Source organism: Myxococcus sp. MxC21-1, assembly GCF_032612255.1.
GTDB classification, from domain to species: domain Bacteria; phylum Myxococcota; class Myxococcia; order Myxococcales; family Myxococcaceae; genus Myxococcus; species Myxococcus virescens.
This window is the reverse complement of sequence record NZ_CP123278.1, coordinates 6,925,224-6,941,781: the sequence shown is the minus strand read 5'-3', so window position 1 is coordinate 6,941,781 and position 16,558 is coordinate 6,925,224. Positions and strand designations below refer to the sequence as shown.

Annotated in this window: 10 protein-coding genes and 3 pseudogenes; 11 read left to right on the top strand and 2 right to left on the bottom strand. The window is 70.5% G+C overall.

Annotated features, from left to right (window positions below; genetic code table 11):
* Nucleotides 1-1,368: a HAMP domain-containing sensor histidine kinase gene (locus tag QEG98_RS30845; RefSeq protein ID WP_316563846.1), complete on the bottom strand. Its 1,368-nt coding sequence runs from the start codon at nucleotides 1,366-1,368 to the stop codon at nucleotides 1-3.
* Nucleotides 1,369-1,629: 261 nt separating this feature from the next.
* On the opposite strand from QEG98_RS30845, the gene QEG98_RS30840 reads away from it, so the two are divergent.
* From QEG98_RS30840 to QEG98_RS30790, 11 genes and pseudogenes are all read left to right on the top strand, one after another.
* Nucleotides 1,630-2,367 (top strand): PspA/IM30 family protein, encoded by a 738-nt coding sequence (locus tag QEG98_RS30840; RefSeq protein WP_011555655.1) that lies wholly within the window; start codon nucleotides 1,630-1,632, stop codon nucleotides 2,365-2,367.
* Between the two features lie 10 nt (nucleotides 2,368-2,377).
* Nucleotides 2,378-3,563 (top strand): annotated as a pseudogene (locus QEG98_RS30835) (ABC transporter substrate-binding protein).
* A 15-nt stretch (nucleotides 3,564-3,578) separates the two neighbouring features.
* Nucleotides 3,579-4,382 carry a hypothetical protein gene (locus QEG98_RS30830; protein WP_011555653.1) on the top strand — a complete coding sequence of 268 codons (804 nt, stop codon included), beginning with the start codon at nucleotides 3,579-3,581 and terminating at the stop codon, nucleotides 4,380-4,382.
* A 121-nt stretch (nucleotides 4,383-4,503) separates the two neighbouring features.
* Nucleotides 4,504-6,158, top strand: a pseudogene (locus QEG98_RS30825) (hypothetical protein).
* Nucleotides 6,155-6,856: an ABC transporter ATP-binding protein gene (locus tag QEG98_RS30820; protein ID WP_316563845.1), complete on the top strand. Its 702-nt coding sequence runs from the start codon at nucleotides 6,155-6,157 to the stop codon at nucleotides 6,854-6,856. Before QEG98_RS30825 ends, QEG98_RS30820 begins: the two are co-directional and overlap by 4 nt.
* Nucleotides 6,853-8,135, top strand: a pseudogene (locus QEG98_RS30815) (ABC transporter permease). The gene QEG98_RS30820 and the pseudogene QEG98_RS30815 overlap by 4 nt, the downstream one beginning before the upstream one ends.
* A complete protein-coding gene (locus QEG98_RS30810; RefSeq protein ID WP_090490262.1) occupies nucleotides 8,132-8,911 on the top strand; it encodes a hypothetical protein in 780 nt (259 codons plus the stop codon). The pseudogene QEG98_RS30815 and the gene QEG98_RS30810 overlap by 4 nt, the downstream one beginning before the upstream one ends.
* Nucleotides 8,912-9,011: 100 nt before the next feature.
* On the top strand, nucleotides 9,012-11,534 hold the full coding sequence (locus QEG98_RS30805) for a protein kinase domain-containing protein (RefSeq protein WP_316563844.1): 2,523 nt from the start codon (nucleotides 9,012-9,014) through the stop codon (nucleotides 11,532-11,534).
* A gap of 75 nt (nucleotides 11,535-11,609) precedes the next feature.
* Nucleotides 11,610-13,367 (top strand): ATP-binding protein, encoded by a 1,758-nt coding sequence (locus tag QEG98_RS30800; RefSeq protein WP_090490260.1) that lies wholly within the window; start codon nucleotides 11,610-11,612, stop codon nucleotides 13,365-13,367.
* Between the two features lie 119 nt (nucleotides 13,368-13,486).
* Nucleotides 13,487-13,984 (top strand): gamma-glutamylcyclotransferase, encoded by a 498-nt coding sequence (locus tag QEG98_RS30795; RefSeq protein ID WP_410477866.1) that lies wholly within the window; start codon nucleotides 13,487-13,489, stop codon nucleotides 13,982-13,984.
* Between the two features lie 69 nt (nucleotides 13,985-14,053).
* Nucleotides 14,054-15,505, top strand: coding sequence for a DNA/RNA non-specific endonuclease (locus QEG98_RS30790; protein WP_316563843.1), 1,452 nt, complete (start codon nucleotides 14,054-14,056; stop codon nucleotides 15,503-15,505).
* A 46-nt stretch (nucleotides 15,506-15,551) separates the two neighbouring features.
* Here the strand turns inward: QEG98_RS30790 and QEG98_RS30785 are convergent, their stop codons facing one another.
* Nucleotides 15,552-16,544, bottom strand: coding sequence for a L,D-transpeptidase family protein (locus QEG98_RS30785; RefSeq protein ID WP_316563842.1), 993 nt, complete (start codon nucleotides 16,542-16,544; stop codon nucleotides 15,552-15,554).
* Nucleotides 16,545-16,558: the final 14 nt, after the last annotated feature.

Genomic DNA, 16,558 nt, shown 5'->3' with positions numbered 1-16,558 from the left:
TCAGGCCGGCAGCCGCAGCACGAAGGACGTGGACCAGCCGGGCGCGTCCTCCACCGCCAACCGCCCGCCGTGGGCCTCCGCGGCGAGCCGGCAGAAGTAGAGCCCCAGGCCGTAGCCTCGGCGGCTGTCCCGCTCCGCGTCGGCCTGCTCGTACTTGTCGAAGATGCGCCTGCGCGCCTCTTCGGAGATGGGCGGGCCGTCGTTGCGCACCGCGAGCCAGCGGCCGTTCACATCCGCGCCGGCTTCCAGGCGCACCCTCCCGCCCGACGGGGCGTAGCGCAGGGCATTGGTGGTGAGGTTCTCCAGGACGCGGACCAGCAGGTCGGCGTCGCCCTCCAGCTCCAGTTGGACGGGGACCTCCGCGTCCAGGGTGAGCTTGCGCGCGCGGGCCACGCTCTCCAGGGAGCGGCGCACGTCTTCCACGATGCGCGTGGCGGGGAAGGTGGTCCGCTGCGGCTCCAGCCGGCCTTCCTCCAGGCGGGGCACGTCCAGGAGGTCGGAAATCATCCGGTCCAGCCGCGCGGTGACGGCCAGCCCTGTGCGGACGGACTCGCCGAGGATGCCCTGCTGGGGCACCTCCTGCTCCATCCACGACAAGGACAGCGTCAGCGCCGACAGGGGCGAGCGCAGGTCGTGGACCAGGAACTCGGTCAGCTGCTCCTTGTCCCGTTGCAGCCGCTGCAGTTCGGCGTTCTGGGCCTGGGCGTCCGCCAGCATGCGCTCAATCGTGCGGCGCGCCTCCTCCACTTCCTGGAAGCGGCGGGCCTCCAGCGCCCGGTCCACTTCCAGGCGGGAGAGCGTCACCGCCAGGTTGCGCAGCCGCCCGGTGCCGTAGTGGCTCACCACGGCCACCAGCACCAGCGCCACCACGGCGATGGCCACCGCGCCCCAGCCCACGTCCGCCTGCCGCATGAGCGCCGCCTGGGCCACGGCGGACAACAGTGCGGTGCCGTAGACGACGGTGCCTCGCATGCCCAGCCCGCTCAGGGCGACGACGAGCGCGAACAGGCCCAGGCTGAAGCCCGCCACACCCGCGGGAAAGGGCGAGACGGGCAGGGCCGTGGACTGAAGCCAGTACACGAGCCCCACGTCCACCAGGGACTGCACCGCGCCCAGGCCCCGGGCCACGCGCCGCTGGCGGAGCATGAACAGCACGCCGGCGACCGAGGCGTAGAGCCCCAACGCCGGTGGGTACATCCCCCAGTCCCGGCCTCCGGCCAGCCACAGGGTGGTGCTGATGGCCAGGAACAGGGCCGCGCCGACGAGCCGCACCGCCGCGCCCGCGCCGACGACGCTCCTCCGCTGGGCGTCCATGGCCCGGGACATCGTCTCTTCGAGCGGGCCGGGCACGGGAGGTGGAGACGTCACGGGGCGTGGTTTTTCCCTGCTTCCTTCGTGGCTTGCAAGCCCCGCTGCCTATCGTGCGGAAGCGGACGGACGGGCGGGCGTAGCGCGGGCGGGCTCCATTTTCCGACGTGGATCCGTCACGTCACGCTTTTGGAAACGCCGCAATCGCCTTAGGTAGAAGCGCGTAAGTACTGAGAAGACATTGGGACTGTGTCTGCTTGCTCGCCCCGGGGATCGTGTAAGGTGGCTGCAAGTAGGTCTGGACGGAGGTAGACCGCCGATATGTGGCAACGATTCAAGAGAGCAATGCGTAGCTTCGCCGGGTTCTTCGTCTCCTCCATCGAGGACCCGGAGTTGATTCTCGAGCAGAACGTCCGTGACCTGAACGACCAGGTCCCGAAGATGAACGAGTCCATCGCCATGGTCCGGGCGAACGTGACGCTGCTGGAGAAGGAGAACGCCAAGTACCAGGACGACGTGCGCTCGCTGACGGCCAAGGTGAAGGCCGCCATCCAGGCGGGCCGTGACGACCTGGCCGCGCAGTACGCCTCCAAGCTCCAGATTGAGAAGGACGCGCTGGCCCGCAACGAGCAGCAGCTGGCCACGGCCCGCCAGGCGTACGAGAAGGCCCTGTCGGTGAAGAAGGCGTTCATGCGCGAGAAGGAGCGCAAGACGCAGGAGGCCATGAACGCCATCCGCGAGGCGCGCCGCGCCAAGTGGCAGGCCAAGGTGGCCGACACGATGGAGTCCTTCACCGTGGCGGGCATCGACTCGACCCACGATGAGATGCTGCGCAAGGTGCAGGAGAAGTCCGCCATCAACGAGGCCCGCATGCAGATGGCCCTCGAGTCGGTGGACCACACCGCGGCGTCCATCGAGGAAGAGGCCGAGAAGATCCAGGCCAACGAGCTGGTGAAGCAGTTCAAGATGGAGATGGGGCTCGTCAGCAGCCCGGCGCCGGTGTCCGAGGTGGGCAGCGGGCCGGAGAAGACCATCGGCAAGAAGGTCGGCGTCGAGTAGTCCGTCTTGAATGAGGCTCCACCGCGGTCCAGGTCTCTTCCTCTTCCTGTTCCTCTGTGTGCTCGGCGCGAGCTATGCGCTCGCGTCGCGCATGGGGTACCTGGACCGCTTGCAGGAGCGGTACTTCCCGTCCACGCGTGAGGCGGTCCGCCTGTCGCCGGGAGACTTCCCGGCCGGCGTGGCGGCCCCGGTGGCGGACGTGGCCTCCGTGCCCCTGCGGCCGGTGCTCATCGGCTTCAGCCCGCGCGGTGCCTCCGCGGGCCTGCTGGTGGCGACGGGTGGGGCCACCACCCTGGACAACCCGGTGCCTCCGCCCGGCGCGGCGCAGGGGCTGCTGAAGACGGCCTATGCGTTGGACGCGCGGGCGGTGCTCTTCGCCAAGGAAGAGGACCTGCGCCACGCGCTGTCCATTGGCGCGGAGAACGGCGGCGTGGACATGGCCACCCTGTCCGTCGACCGGCTGGCCGCGTGGGCGCCGTTGCTGCGGGACGCCGCGCCTCGCACGCTGCTGCTGGTGGGGCGCAGCCGGGGGCAGGAGGCCCTGGCCGCGGTGGGCGTGCCGGACCTCGCCTCCCTGCGTGGCAGGCGATTGGGCGTGTACCCGTACGGCTCGTCGCACTACTTCGCGCTGTGGTTGCTGTCGCGCGTGGGGCTGCGCATCACGGACGTGCGCTGGGTGGAGCTCCCCACCACCTTGGATGCGGGGCGGGCGTTGCGCGAGGGCCGGGCGGACGCCGTGGTGGGGCTGTGGGGTGACGTGGAGCTGGCGGCTCGGGACCGAGGCGGCGCGGTGCTGGCGACGACGGCGGATGCGCCGCACCGGTGGCCACGGTGCTGGTCGCCAGGGGGACTTCGCCGCCCGCTACCCGGATGCCGTGCGGCGGGTGCTGCGGGGGCTCCTGGACGCGGGGCAGAGCGTGTTGAAGGACCCGACGGCGGGGGCCCGGATGCTGGGGGAGGTGGCGCCGTACCTGGGCGACCCCATTGAAGCCATCCGCAGCGCGCCGCCTGCCACGTTGGCGGACAATCGGGCCTTCTTCGGGCTTTCCGGCGAGGCGCCTGTCACCTATGACGAGCTCTTCCAGAGCGCCGCGGCGCTCTTCCAGAAGTTGAAGCAAGGGCCTCCGGTGCCTCCCGCGGAGGACACGAAGGATTTGGGGGCCTTGAAGTACGTGTCGGAGGCTCGCGGCCCCTGACGCTGGAGGACGGACGTGGCGAAGTCGCCGAACTACATCAAGGCCGCCTTCATGATGCCCGCCAACCTGGTGGGGCTGGGCACGGCGGCTGCCTCGGCGGCCATGACGGGTGAGCCGCTGCCCATGCTGGTGGCCCTGGGTCTGGAAGGCCTCTACCTGGGCGTCATGTCGTCCATGAAGCGCTTCCAGCGGGCGGTGCGGGCGAACACGCTCGACGACCCGGAAGCGGCGCGCAAGGCGCTGGACGCGCTCCAGGCGGACCTGGCGCCCTCTCAGCGCGAGCACTACCAGCAGCTCGTCGGGCTGAAGGAGAAGATCCTCGCCAACTACCGGAAGCTGCCGGGCGGCAAGGTGCTGGAGGCGGACAGCGAGCCCCGGTTGGATGCGCTGCTGACGTCCTTCCTGCGGCTCATCTCCACGCTGAACCAGTACCGCACGTACCTGAACAGCTCCGACCGCGAGCACCTGCAGCGCGAGGTGGCGGAGCTGGAGGTGGACGTGGCGGGGGAGACGAACCCGCGGCTGAAGGACGTGAAGCAGAACCGCGTGGACATCCTCCGCAAGCGGCTGGCGCGCTTCGAACAGGCCGGTGAGAGCCGCGAGGTGGTGAGCCACCAGCTGGCGGGCATCGAGGACCTGATGCGGCTGACGCACGAGCAATCCGTGGCCATCCGCGACCCGGAGGTCGTCAACCGCCAGCTCACCATGCTGAGCGCGGAGGCGGAGGCCACCGAGGAATCCGTGCGGCAGATGGAGCAGTTCCTCGAGTTCTCCGAGGAGACGCGGGGCCCGCTGCCCCACGGCAGCCGGGTGCGTTGAAGCTCCACGGCCGGGGGCCGTCTCCTGGCCGTCGCCTGCCCAGCCTCCGGGCTCCTGGACTGGCGCTGGGGGCCCCCACGAATCGGTTGACTCTCCGCCCCAGGCAGCCTGAGGTGCCCGCATGCTCCGCCGAGTCTGGCTTCCGTCCCTCCTCCTCGTGCTCGCCGTCGCGGGCTGCTCCCGTTGTGGCAAGGACGTGGACCCCGCCGCCCCGGCTCCGACGGCGGGGGTGGCCCGCTACCTGCCGCGCGACGCGCAGGCCGCCGTGGTCATCAATGACCTGGGAGCGCTGGGAGAGAAGCTCGCCCGCTTCCAGAAGCTGAAGGCCGCCTCGTTCGCCGCGCAGCTCCAGAACTTCTCCACCGCGGAAGGCTACGTCTCCGCGGTGATGCGCCAGATTGGCGTGGACCTGCGCAGCCGGCAGGCGCTCGAAACGGCCGGCATCGCGCCAGAGCTCGGCGCGGGCGCGGCGTTCCTCGGGGGCACCGAGCCATCTCCGTGGTGGGCGTCAAGGACGCGGGCAAGCTCGAGGAGACGTTCGGCAACTTCGCGCGCAGCCGCCTGGGCGCGTCCGACAAGAAGCAGTCCTCCGTGGACGGTGGGGACCTGGTCACCTTCAGCCGGCCCGGCAGCGCCACGCCCGCGCTGGGCATCTTCTTCGTGAAGGGGACGCGCTTCGCGCTGCTCGGCGCGGGGCCCACCGCCGCCACGTTGGGGACGCTGGCCACGCAGCCGGAGGAGCGGTCGCTCGCGAAGGAGCCGGTGATGGCGGCGTCGCTGCAACGGCTCCCGGCCCAGCGTGACTTCCACGTCTGGCTCCCAGGCGGCGCCGGGCTCGTGCCGCCGGGCACCGTCCAGGGCGTCACGCTCACGGGCCGCATCGAGGACCGCGCGGTGACGCTGAACGCGGACGCGCCCTGGCCGGATACCCAGGCGTCCCTGGCGGCGCTGGATGCGGTGGCGCCCGCCGCGAGCACGCTCCTCACCGCGCTGCCCGCCGACAGCTTCCTGGTGGCCCGGTTCCGCGGGGACGCGTCGCACCTCGACGGCGTGTGGCCCTATCTGGCCGGCGGCTACCTGACCCGGGCGGTGCAGAACAGCGGCCTCAACGTGAAAACGGAGCTGCTCGACAACCTCAAGCCGGGCACGGTGCTGGGCCTGTCACTGTCGCCCACCGTGAATCTGGGCGCGGGCATGCCGGTGCTGGATTTGCGCCGCACCAACCCCTTCCGCTTCGTCCACCTGGTGGCGCTCGCGGACGCCGAGGACGCTGCGAAGATGCAGTCCACGCTGGAGCAACTGCCGCGCATCGCGGAGAACTTCGGCGCGAGGGTGGAGGCGTCGGAGCTGAGCGGCCAGCGCGTGTACCTCACGTCCTACCGCGCGGGCGAAGGCGCGCACTTCGCGCTCGCGCCCAACGGCCGGCTGGTGGTGGCCTCGCCCAAGGCGCGGCTGGAGTCCACGCTGGCCTCGCTCGCGAAGCCCTCGGGCGACGGGCCGGTGGCCGCGGACCTGAAGGACGCTGGCAAGGACGCGGCCTTCAGCGCCGTGCTGGATTTGCGGCGTCTGTCGGACGCGGTGAAGAACCTGCCGTCGGAGGCCTGGGGCATTGGCGGCTTCGCCATCAAGGCCACCACCGTGCGCTGGCTGGAGGCCGTGGATGACCTGCGCGCCGTGACGCTGGCCGTGTCCCGCAAGGACAAGGCGCTCCAGGCGGAGCTGTCCCTGCGCCTGGCGCCCTCCGCCGCCACCTCTAGCCCGTCGGCCGCGCCGTGATTCAAGCCCGGGACGTCGTGAAGACGTACGTGGACGGCGACGGCACCCAGGTGCGCGTGCTCGACGGCATGTCGCTGGACGTGGCGCAAGGGGAGTTCGTCGCGGTGGTGGGCTCGTCCGGCAGCGGGAAGTCCACGCTGCTCCACCTGCTGGGGGGCCTGGACATCGACTACCGCGGCGACATCCGCGTGGGCGGCGTGACGCTGCGAGGACTGGGCGACAAGGCCCTGGCGCACTTCCGCAACACACATGTGGGCTTCGTCTTCCAGTCCTTCCACCTCATCCCCAACCTCTCCGCGGTGGAGAACGTGCTGTTGCCGTCGCACTTCGGCGTGGCGCCCCCGGATGCCCGCAAGCGCGCGGAGGCGCTGCTGGAGCGCGTGGGCCTGGGCGCGAAGAAGGACCGCGCGCCGGTGCGCCTGTCCGGCGGCGAGCGGCAGCGCGTGGCCATTGCCCGCGCCCTGTTCGGCAAGCCCCGCCTGCTGCTGTGCGACGAGCCCACGGGCAACCTGGACGCGGCCACGGGCACGGGCGTCATCGCCTTGTTCCAGGAGCTGCACCGCGAAGGACTCACCGTGCTGTGCGTCACCCATGAAGAACGGATGAGCGCGGCGGCCGGGCGCGTGCTGCGGCTCAAGGACGGGCAGCTCGTGGAGGAGCGCGCGGGGCTTCAGGTGGCCACGGGAGGTGCGCCATGAGGCTGGACGCACTGTCCCGGCTGGTCCGGCTGAGCCTCGCCCGCGAGCGCAAGGGGGCGTTCTTCTCCGCCTTCGGCGTGGCCATGGGCGTGGGCGCGCTGGTGTTCTTCGTGGGCCTGGGCCTGGGCGTTGGCCGCGTCATCAAGGAGAAGGTCTTCCCCACGGACGCGCGGCTGGTGGACGTGGTGCCTCCGGCGGTGTCGCTGGGCTCGCTGCTGGGCGGTGGCCAACTGGACGCGCCCACGGTGGAGCGCCTGCGCGAGCTGCCCGGCGTGGAGGCCGCCTACCGGAAGATGAACGTGCGCGTGCCCGCGGTGACGCGCTACGACGGCGTCTTCTTCGGCACCCGGCTGCGCATGGGCATGGAGGTGCTGGCCCTGGGCGTGGAGCCGGCGCTGGTGCAGGGCGACGTGCAGCTGGGCGAGTTCAAGGACGCGGGGAGGGGCAGCCGATTCCGGCGCTCGTGTCCACGCGGCTCCTGGAGCTGTACAACAAGACGTTCGCTCCGGCGCGCAAGCTGCCCCAGCTCTCCGCCAACATGCTGGTGGGCTTCGGTTTCCCGGTGGAGTTCAACCGCTCCTACGTGGCCGCGGCGTCCGCGTCGGGGCCCACGCAGTCCGGGCAGGCGCAGGTGGTGGGGGCGTCGGACCGGGCGCTGCTGGCCGGCATCACCATTCCGCTGGATGCGGCCATCCGCCTCAACCGCGCGTTCGGCGTGGACGCGGAGAACTACTCCGGTGTCACGCTGGTGGCCACGGACCCGTCGCAGGTGCCCGTCATCGTGGACGCGGTGAAGGGCATGGGGCTGGAAATCGACGACCAGGAGCGCCGGATGGCGGAGAACTCGGGCGCTGCGGTGGCGCTCACCACGTCCGCGCTGGCGCTGCTGTCCCTGCTCATCTGCATCCTCGCGGCGGTGAACATCGCCCACGCGCTGTCCGCCTCCGTCCGGGCGCGTGCCAAGGAGATTGGCGTCATGCAGGCGGTGGGGGCCTCTCGCGCGGACATCCGCGCCATCGTCCTGGCGGAGGCCGCCGTGGTGGGGCTCGCGGGCGGCGCCGCGGGAACCATCGCCGCGCTGCTGCTGGCCCTGGGCGTCAACCGCCTGGCGGCGGGTTACCTGCCCAACTTCCCCTTCAAGCCCGACAGTTTCTTCTCCTTCCCCTGGCCGGTGGTGGCCGGAGGTGTCGCCCTGGGGCTCGTCGCCGCGCTCGCGGGCGCGTACTTCCCCAGCCGCCGCGCCGCCGCCACCGACCCCGCACGCACGCTCGCCGGATGACACTTCCTTCTCGCAAGACGCTGCTTGGCAATGCGCTGAGCTTGATGGCCCTCGCCTGGATTTACGGAGGCGACCTCTCCGACGCCGTGCGCGCCCGCACCGCGGACGTGTCCGCCTTCATGACGGTGCCCTCCCTGGAGCGGCCCGCCGTGGTGCTGGCCGTGGCCGCGGTGGCCGCGCTCGCGTTCGTCGTGGGCCTGCTCCAGCGCAAGGAGGAGGGCTTCAAGGGCTACCGGCTGCTGCCCATCGTCCTGGTGGGCGCGCTCTTCGTGGACCTGGTGCTGTCGGAGAGCCGCACGCCGCTGACGTCCACGGACATCGCGTCCATGGCGCTCCAGCGCTTCCACCAATCGGCGCAGGAACGGACCTCCGCGCTGGAGGTACCGGATGACCCGCGCCTCCTCCAGTCCCTGCTGGAGGAACTGGGCCGGCCACCGTACCTCGTGCGAGGGGAGTCACTCCCGGCGTACACCCTCCAGGTCAGAAAGGACTGCGAGGGGCCCGTGCGAGATGCGCCCGGCGTGCGTGCCGGGACGATTCTCTACTGCGTGGCGCCAGAGCGGCAGGGCGCCTGGGTGACGATGGTGGGCCTCCCCGCGGAGGAGCGCTTCGGGCCGCCGGCCGTCGTGTCCGTCGCGGGCGAGCCGCGCTTCCTGCTGGTTCGCCCCATTCCACCCGATGAGGCGGAGCCAGGAGCCGCATTCCGCGACAGCCTTGCTGCCCCACCGTCACCCGCTGGTGACACGGACGCGGGTTCTCCTCGGGCCGGGCCCTGATCCACCGCCTGCCTGCCTGGTCAGTTTGGGCGGGGCTTTCACGAGGTTGACCCCTTGGAGCCCCGGTCGATAGGCTCGCCGAGAACGGACCCTCCCCCACGTGACGACCACTCAACCGAAGCGGCAGCCCATCCCGTTTGGGAAGTACCTCCTTCTGGACCGCATCAACATTGGCGGCATGGCGGAGGTGTGGCGCGGGAAGCAGTTCGGCGCGAGCGGCTTTGAGCGGCTCGTCGCCATCAAGCGCATCCTCCCCAACATCGCGGAGGACGACGAGTTCATCTCGATGTTCATCGACGAGGCGAAGATCAGCGTCCAGCTGACCCACGCCAACGTCGCGTCCATCTACGAGCTGGGCAACATCCTCGGCAGCTACTTCATCTCGATGGAGTACATCCCCGGCAAGGACATGCGGGCCATCTTCGACCGGTGCCGGAAGAAGGGGGAGCCCGCTCCGGTGCCGCTGGTGGCCTTCTGCGTGTCCAAGATGTGCGAGGGCCTGGACTACGCCCACCGGAAGAAGGACGGGATGGGGCGGGACATGAACATCGTCCACCGCGACATCTCGCCGCAGAACGTCCTCATCTCCTATGAGGGCGAGGTCAAGGTCATCGACTTCGGCATCGCGAAGGCGGCCGGCAAGGCGACCAAGACGCAGGCCGGCATCCTCAAGGGCAAGTTCGGCTACATGAGCCCGGAGCAGATCCGCGGCCTGCCGTTGGACCGGCGCTCGGACGTGTTCGCCATTGGCGTGTGCCTCTACGAGATGCTGACCGGTGAGCGCCTCTTCGTGGGCGACAGCGACTTCAGCGTGCTGGAGAAGGTGCGCAAGGCGGAGGTGCCGTCGCCCAGCACGTACAACCGGCGCATCCCGGAGACGCTGGAGCGAATCGTCCTCAAGGCGTTGGCCAAGGACGTGGACGAGCGCTACCAGTACGCCAGCGAGCTGGGCGACGACCTGCAGCGCTTCCTCATCACCAGCGACACCATCTTCAGCCGCAAGGACCTGGCGCAGTACATGAAGTCCACGTTCGCGGAGGACGTGGAGCGGGAGAAGCAGCGCCTGCTGGACTATGCGGACATCAAGCCGCCTGAAGGCATGCAGGCCGCGCTGGAAGCTGCGTCCTTCAACAGCCCCATCATGCCCTCCGCGCCGCCGCCGGCGCCCGTGCCGGTGGTGCAGCCGGTGGCGCCGCAGCCCCGGATGACGGGCTCCATGCCGACGGTGCCTCCAGGTGGCGTGCGCCGCTCGCCCACGCTGGCCGCGCTGCCGAAGCTGACGGCCGCCACCGCCGCGCCCCCTCCCGACGAGGACGAGGGCGGGGCGACGCAGCTCGTCTCCAGCGACCACGAGTTCGCGGACACGCCAGAGCCCACCACGCAGCCGGGGGCCGCCGTCGGGCGTGCCATCACCCCGCTGGAGTTGCCGTCGACGCCGGGTCACGACGCGGACGACGAGCCCGTCAGCGGCAGGACGGCGGTCATTTCGCCGCCCGCGCCCCTGTCGCCTCCCGTCGGCCCGCCGCGGCTGTCGCACGCGAACATCCCGGTGGTGCGGCCGTCCATGTCCGTGCCCACGCTGTCGCCCTCGGACGCGCCGCCGCCCGCCTCGGGGTCCACGCCCCGGACGAGCCGGAGTGGGGGCCTGCCGCGGATGACGCGGGATGTGCAGGTGCCCGACGCCTCGCAGGCCGCGGCCCGCCCGTTGTCGCCACCGGCCCCCGTGGCTCAGCCCGCGCCGGTGGCCCCCGCGTATGACGATGAAGACGACGGGGACGCCCCGGAGCGGACCACCGGCGCGACGCCGACCGTGGGCGGCCGAGCGCCCATTCCCAGGAAGGTGCTCTTCGGCGGCATCGGCGGGGTCGCCGTGCTCGTGCTGGCGCTGATCGGCTGGGCGGTGTCGGGGCCCGGTGTGGGCTACGTGCTGGTGGACCTGCAGGGCGTGCCCTCGGAGGTCCGCAACCGCGTGCAGGTGCGCCTGGACACGCAGCTGGTGCCCCTGGAGGGTGGCAGCGCGACGCTCCTGCGCGAGGTGCCCGCCGGCAAGGTCATGGTGGTGGTGAGCGCGGAGGGCTACAACACCTTCACGAAGACGGTGGAGGTCGCCGAGGGGAAGGACGTCACGCCCGTGCAGGCGGTGCTGGAGAGCCTGGTGCGCACCTCGGCGTTGGTGCTCACGACGGAGCCCGCCACGGCCGAGGTGAAGGTGGATGGCCGGGTGGTGCGCGAGCAGGGCAAGTCGGCGGCCTACATCAAGGACGTGCCCTTCAGCGGGTCGGAGTGGGTGGTGGAGGTGAGTGCGCCTGGCCACAAGCCCGCGTCCAAGCGGGTGCCGGTGTCCGGCGGTGGACCGGTGGAGGTGTCGCTCAAGCTGGAGCCATTGGTGACGCGGGTGTCGGTGAAGGTGGAGTCCAAGCCGGCCGGTGCCACCATCTTCGTGGACGGCAAGGACATGGGCGCCACCACGCCCGCCGTCGTGCAGGTGCCACCCAGCGCGCGGCAGCTCACCCTGAAGCTGAAGTGCCACAACGAGGCCGAGGTCGACGTCCCGGACGCAGCGCCAGGCAATGAGCCGGCCACCGCGAGCGTTTCCCTCAAGCGGCAGCCGCGCTGCCGTTAGCCGAAGGCCCGCTTCCCGCGAAGGGGGCGGGCGCGCCAGCTCCCCTGTGGGTGGAGCGAGAGGAGGCGGGAGTTCGTGAGCAAGGTGCGCAAGGTGAACAAGGCGGATCCCCTGGCGGATCTTCCTCGCTGGGCCCAGCAGCTGGCCCGGAAGTACTACACGAAGACGGTCAGCGCCTTCCTGCTGTACGGGGCCGTGCGGGACTTGCAGCCCCTGCAGTTGGAGGATGGCGGCCGCGGCTTCGGCACGCTGAAGACGTTCCTCTCCGAGGAGCTCTTCGGCGGCCGGGACCACGTCATCTTCTATGACCGGTCGTCCGGCATCCGCTCCGCGACGCCGGAGACGCAGAAGGACCTGCAGCGGGCCATGGCGGGCTACGACGCCATGTACGGCACCGACTACGCCAAGGTCATGCCGAGAGACCCGGGCCGCGCGCTCCAGATTCTGGAGAACTTCATGCGCATGCGCCTGAGCGAGGGCCGCTCGCTGGCGCTCATCGTCGACTTCGCGGAGACGCTCGTTCCCGGCGGGGAGATGAGCCACCTCTCCAGCGAGGACCGCTTCGTGGTGGCCACGTTGGACAAGTGGGCGCACGACCCGCAGTTCCTCGCGTCCGACGTGTCCGTGGTGCTGCTGGCGGAGAACCTGGCGGACGTGTCGCCGCGCATCAGCCGCAACCCGTACGTGGCGCCCATCGAGCTGCCCCTTCCCACCGAGGAGGAGCGGCTGGAGTACGTGCGCTACAAACTGGAGGGCAAGCGGCTCCAGTCCGTGTCGGACGTGCCGCTGGCGGGCCTGGCGAAGATGACGGCGGGTTTGTCCCGCATCAACCTGGACCGCGTGCTCACCGAGGCCATCGAGCGCGAGGTGCGCATCACCTCCGAGCTGCTCAAGGAGAAGAAGCGCGAAATCATCCAGGCGGAGTGCCACGGCCTGCTGGAGTTCATCGAGCCGGTGCACACGCTGGACGCCGTGGCGGGACACGCCAAGGCCAAGCAGATGCTGCGGCAGGCAGCCGGGGCCCTGAAGAAGGGGCGCCTGGAGGTCATGCCCATGGGCTACCTGCTGTCGGGGCCCGTGGGCACGGGCAAGACGTTCATGGTGAGCTGCTTCGCCGGGGAGATTGGAATCCCCGTGGTGAAGTTCCTCAACTTCCGCAGCCAGTGGCAGGGCGTCACCGAGGCGAACCTCGAGAAGATCTTCAACCTGCTCAAGGCCCTGTGGCCGGTGGCGGTGATGATTGACGAGGCGGATACGTTCCTCGGCAACCGTGACTCCGGCGGAGACTCCGGGACGAGCAGCCGCGTGTTCGGCTCCATCGCCTCGTTCATGGGCAACACGTTCTACCGCGGGAAGATTGTCTGGTTCCTGATGACGGCGCGGCCGGACCTGCTGCCCATCGACCTCAAGCGGCAGGGGCGCGCGGAGGAGCACCTGGCGCTCTTCTATCCGCAGACGGACGCGGAGCGGGACGAGCTGTTCCAGGTCATGTCCAAGAAGACGGGCGTGTCCGTGGAAGGCATCGAATCCTTCTCCACGCTGATTCCGGAGGGCGTGCGCGCCTTCAGCGGCGCGGACATCGAAGCCGTCATGGTGCGCTCGAAGTTCCGCGCGCTGGCGGAGGGCCGCGAGGCGGTGACGAAGGACGACCTGGCCGCGGTGCTCGCGGACTTCGTGCCCCCCAGCTACCCGCTGGAAATCGAGCTGCAGAACCTGGTGGCGGTGCAGGAGTGCACCAGCCGCGAGCTGCTGCCCGAGGGCTTCCGCCAACTGGACCGGGACTACATCACCCGGCGCGTGCGCGAGCTGAAGGCGCTGCTGGAGTCGCAGTAGCCGATGCCGCCTCACGCCCAGGCGCTTGTCCTGGGCGCACGGCCCGCTGAGACTGGGGACATGGCTGCTGGCCCCACTGCTCCGCGTTCCTGGTTCGCGTACTCCTCGACCTGGCCCCGGTGATTGCGCACGAGCGCCTCCCGGGGCTCCCGCCCATTCCCGACGTGCTGGAGGGCGAGCTGGCCGAGGCGCTCGACGTGGACGTCGTCTACGACGTGGCGTCGGCGGCCTGGGGCGGGAAGGTGGCCCGGCTGGTGGATGCGCCGGGCCACAAGCTCCCCGGCATGCTCCGCCGCGTTCCCGCGGACGCCTGGGACGCGCTGGTCCGCCTGGAGTCCGCGATGGCGGGCGCCACCGAGGTCCGGCAGGTGAAGGTGCGCACCTTCACCGGGGCCGTGCTCAGCGCCCACGTCTTCACGCCCACGGCTCCCGCGACGCCCGCTCAGGGGCTCGTGAGTGAGGCCTTCCTCGTCACCCTGGCGCTGTCGGCGGAGGAGGCCGGACTGTCCCCGGACCACGTGGAGCGGCTCCAGGCCGAGGCCCGTATCGTCCAGGCCCTCCAGAAGGCGGGCCCGGAGGCCCTGAGCCTATCGAAAGCCCCTGGAAAGAAGGGTTAGGCGGGTATCCAGGTGCAAAACGACCCCCAGGTTCTTTTTCTTCGTAAGAAAACGGAGCCGTGACGCAACTTGGCGCGCCGAACGGCCGACGATGGGAGAAGGGGCTCCACCTCGTGCCTCACCTCGTCGGCCCCGAGGACATTCAGGATGACGCTGCGACCCACCACGACGCGAGCCGTTCCCCCGCGCCCGACATCGGCCGCTTCGCCCCTCAATGCCGTCACCACGCCGGGAGGAAGCTGGAGACGCTCGACGGCCCGCGAGGTGCCCATCAACGAGCTCCAGGAGAAGTTCGGCTGGAAGGATGACAGCTGGCAGGTGGGGGTGATGCAGGCCGCCGACGCGGCGGGCAGCAAGACGCGCGGTGGCAACGGGCAGGTGTCCGCGGCGGAGCTGGAGAGCTACCTGGCCGCGCCCGAGGACGGGCAGTACCTGACGTCCACCGCGCTTCAGCAGAAGCGCTCCTCGCTGGACGCGAAGCTCGCTCAGGGAAATGGCTCCGCGGTGGGCGTGGACGCCTTCGAGAGCGGCTGGCAGGCCACGGTGGCCCGGCGCGCGGACCTGCTGGGGGGCAATGGAGACGGCCAGCTCAGCGCGGAGGAACTGGACGCGTTCATCCAGGCGTCGAAGGCGGGCAAGCACGCGGACACCCGCTGGGTGCCGGACCAGCAGATGGCCGCGTTCCAGAGCCGCGTGGCCGAAGCGGCCGGAGAGCTGGACCCACTGCGCCCCGCTGGAGCGCTGGGCTCGGAGGGGCTCAGCCTGGTGAAGGCGTATTCGCGCCTGGCGCTGGACCAGGGGGCGAACGTCCCCACCTTCGTGAGCTACATGCTGTCCGCGTCGGACATCCAGGAGACGCCCGCGACGGTGTCCCGGCTGGAGAGCACCTTCGTTCGCGACCCCGAGCTGGGCCGCACCGGCGTCACCGACTCCGACTACACGCGGACGGGCTTCGACCGGGGCCACATGAAGCCGGCGGAGGACTCGCCTACGCAGGAGGCGATGAACGAGAGCCACCTGATGACCAACATCGCCCCCCAGCATGGCAACCACAACCAACAGGTGTGGCGCACGCTGGAGCAGGGCGTCTCCGGTCTCGTGAACTCGCTGGGCGGCAAGGCGTACATCCTCACCGGCAACCTGTACCTGGATGACAAGGGACAGCCGCTGCCTCCGGAGAAGCGGGAGACGACGGGGGCGGGGGAGCGCCGCATCGCCGTGCCCACGCACAACTTCAAGACGGTCCTCCATGAGCTGCCGAACGGCAGCCTCACGATGTACGCGTACCTCGTGCCCAACATGAAGGACGGGCCGTCGAAGAAGGAGGACATCCTCCCGCTGCTCGATTCGCACCGCGTGCCCGTGGACCGCATCGAGGAGCTGCTGGGGCAGGACCTCTACGCAAACCTGCCCCAGCGGGTGCAGGACAAGCTGGAGACGGGCACGTCGGCCGAAGGCGTCTTCCAGCGCAACAGCCTGTACTTCGCCGCCAGCCTGTTCCGTTTCGCTCCCGGCAACTGACACGGGGCTTCGCGGCCTGGGCCTCGCTTCCGGGGGAAGCACGGGCTCACGCCACGGGGCGCGGTACGCCCAGGTGCGGGTCGTCCACGTGCTCGACGACGGCCACGCGGTCTCCCACGGAGAGCGCGTCGTGCAGCACGCGCACGGCCTCGTTCGAGTGGCGGATGCAGCCGTGCGAGACGTCCGTGCCCAGGAGGGCGGGGGCGTTTGTTCCGTGCAGCTCCTCACCGGAGTGCCGGCCATCCGCCCAGGAGAGGTCGAGCATGCGCACGCCGAAGACATGCCGGTCATTCCACAGCCGTGCGCCGGCCGCTTCGGTGGCCAGTTGATCCAACTTCGTGCGGACCACCTTGAGCCCGGTGCGGGTAGGGGAGGCCGTGGCGCCCGTGGCGTTGGGGAAGATGTCCACGAGTTGCCCACGGGTGTCGAAGAGGAAGGTCCGGTGCTCCCGGAGGGCCACCACCACGCGGACCTGTTGTCCGTCGAAGAAGGCGGAAGGCAATCCCCGTGTCTGCCCACGCGCCCCTGGCGCTGGCGCCAGGGCATCCAGCGCGCGCAGCGTGGCGGCATCCAGCGCGCCCGTGGGGAGGACGGCGGGGAAGGTGCGCGAGGCGTGGACCTGGAAGTTCCGCAGCGCTCGGCCCGTGTGCGGGCCGTGGCGTCCGTCCGCGCCGCCGTGCAGGGCGAAGCCCATGTCGAGCAGGGTGGCTTGTACGGCGCGGAGGCCCTCGCCCTGGCTGCCGGGGCCGAGGACCTGGGCCCCTGACGCGACGTCCGCCAGTTGGGGCAGCCCGGTGAAGCGCGCGTTGTCAGGGGGCGCTGGAGTGCGCGCGGGCCGGTCCACGCCTTCCGGAGGCAAGGGCGTCCCGGACCGTGGACGTGCATCCAGCGCGGGCTGAGGACCTTGGCCGACGGTGACTCGGGAGGCGGGCTTGGGACTGCGTGCCGTCTTGCCGAGGGCGGGTGTTGATGCCGCGTCCGAGGCGTCAGGCGGAAGGAACGAGATACGTGACTCTGGTGGCGAGATGGATGAGGTCATCCCCGGCCTCAGTG

What these genes read in the sequence shown, in the direction of transcription:
- QEG98_RS30785 (WP_316563842.1), bottom strand. Translation starts at nt 16,544, where the DNA reads ATGACCTCATCCATCTCGCCACCAGAGTCACGTATCTCGTTCCTTCCG.
- QEG98_RS30810 (WP_090490262.1), top strand. Translation starts at nt 8,132, where the DNA reads ATGACACTTCCTTCTCGCAAGACGCTGCTTGGCAATGCGCTGAGCTTG.
- QEG98_RS30840 (WP_011555655.1), top strand. Translation starts at nt 1,630, where the DNA reads ATGTGGCAACGATTCAAGAGAGCAATGCGTAGCTTCGCCGGGTTCTTC.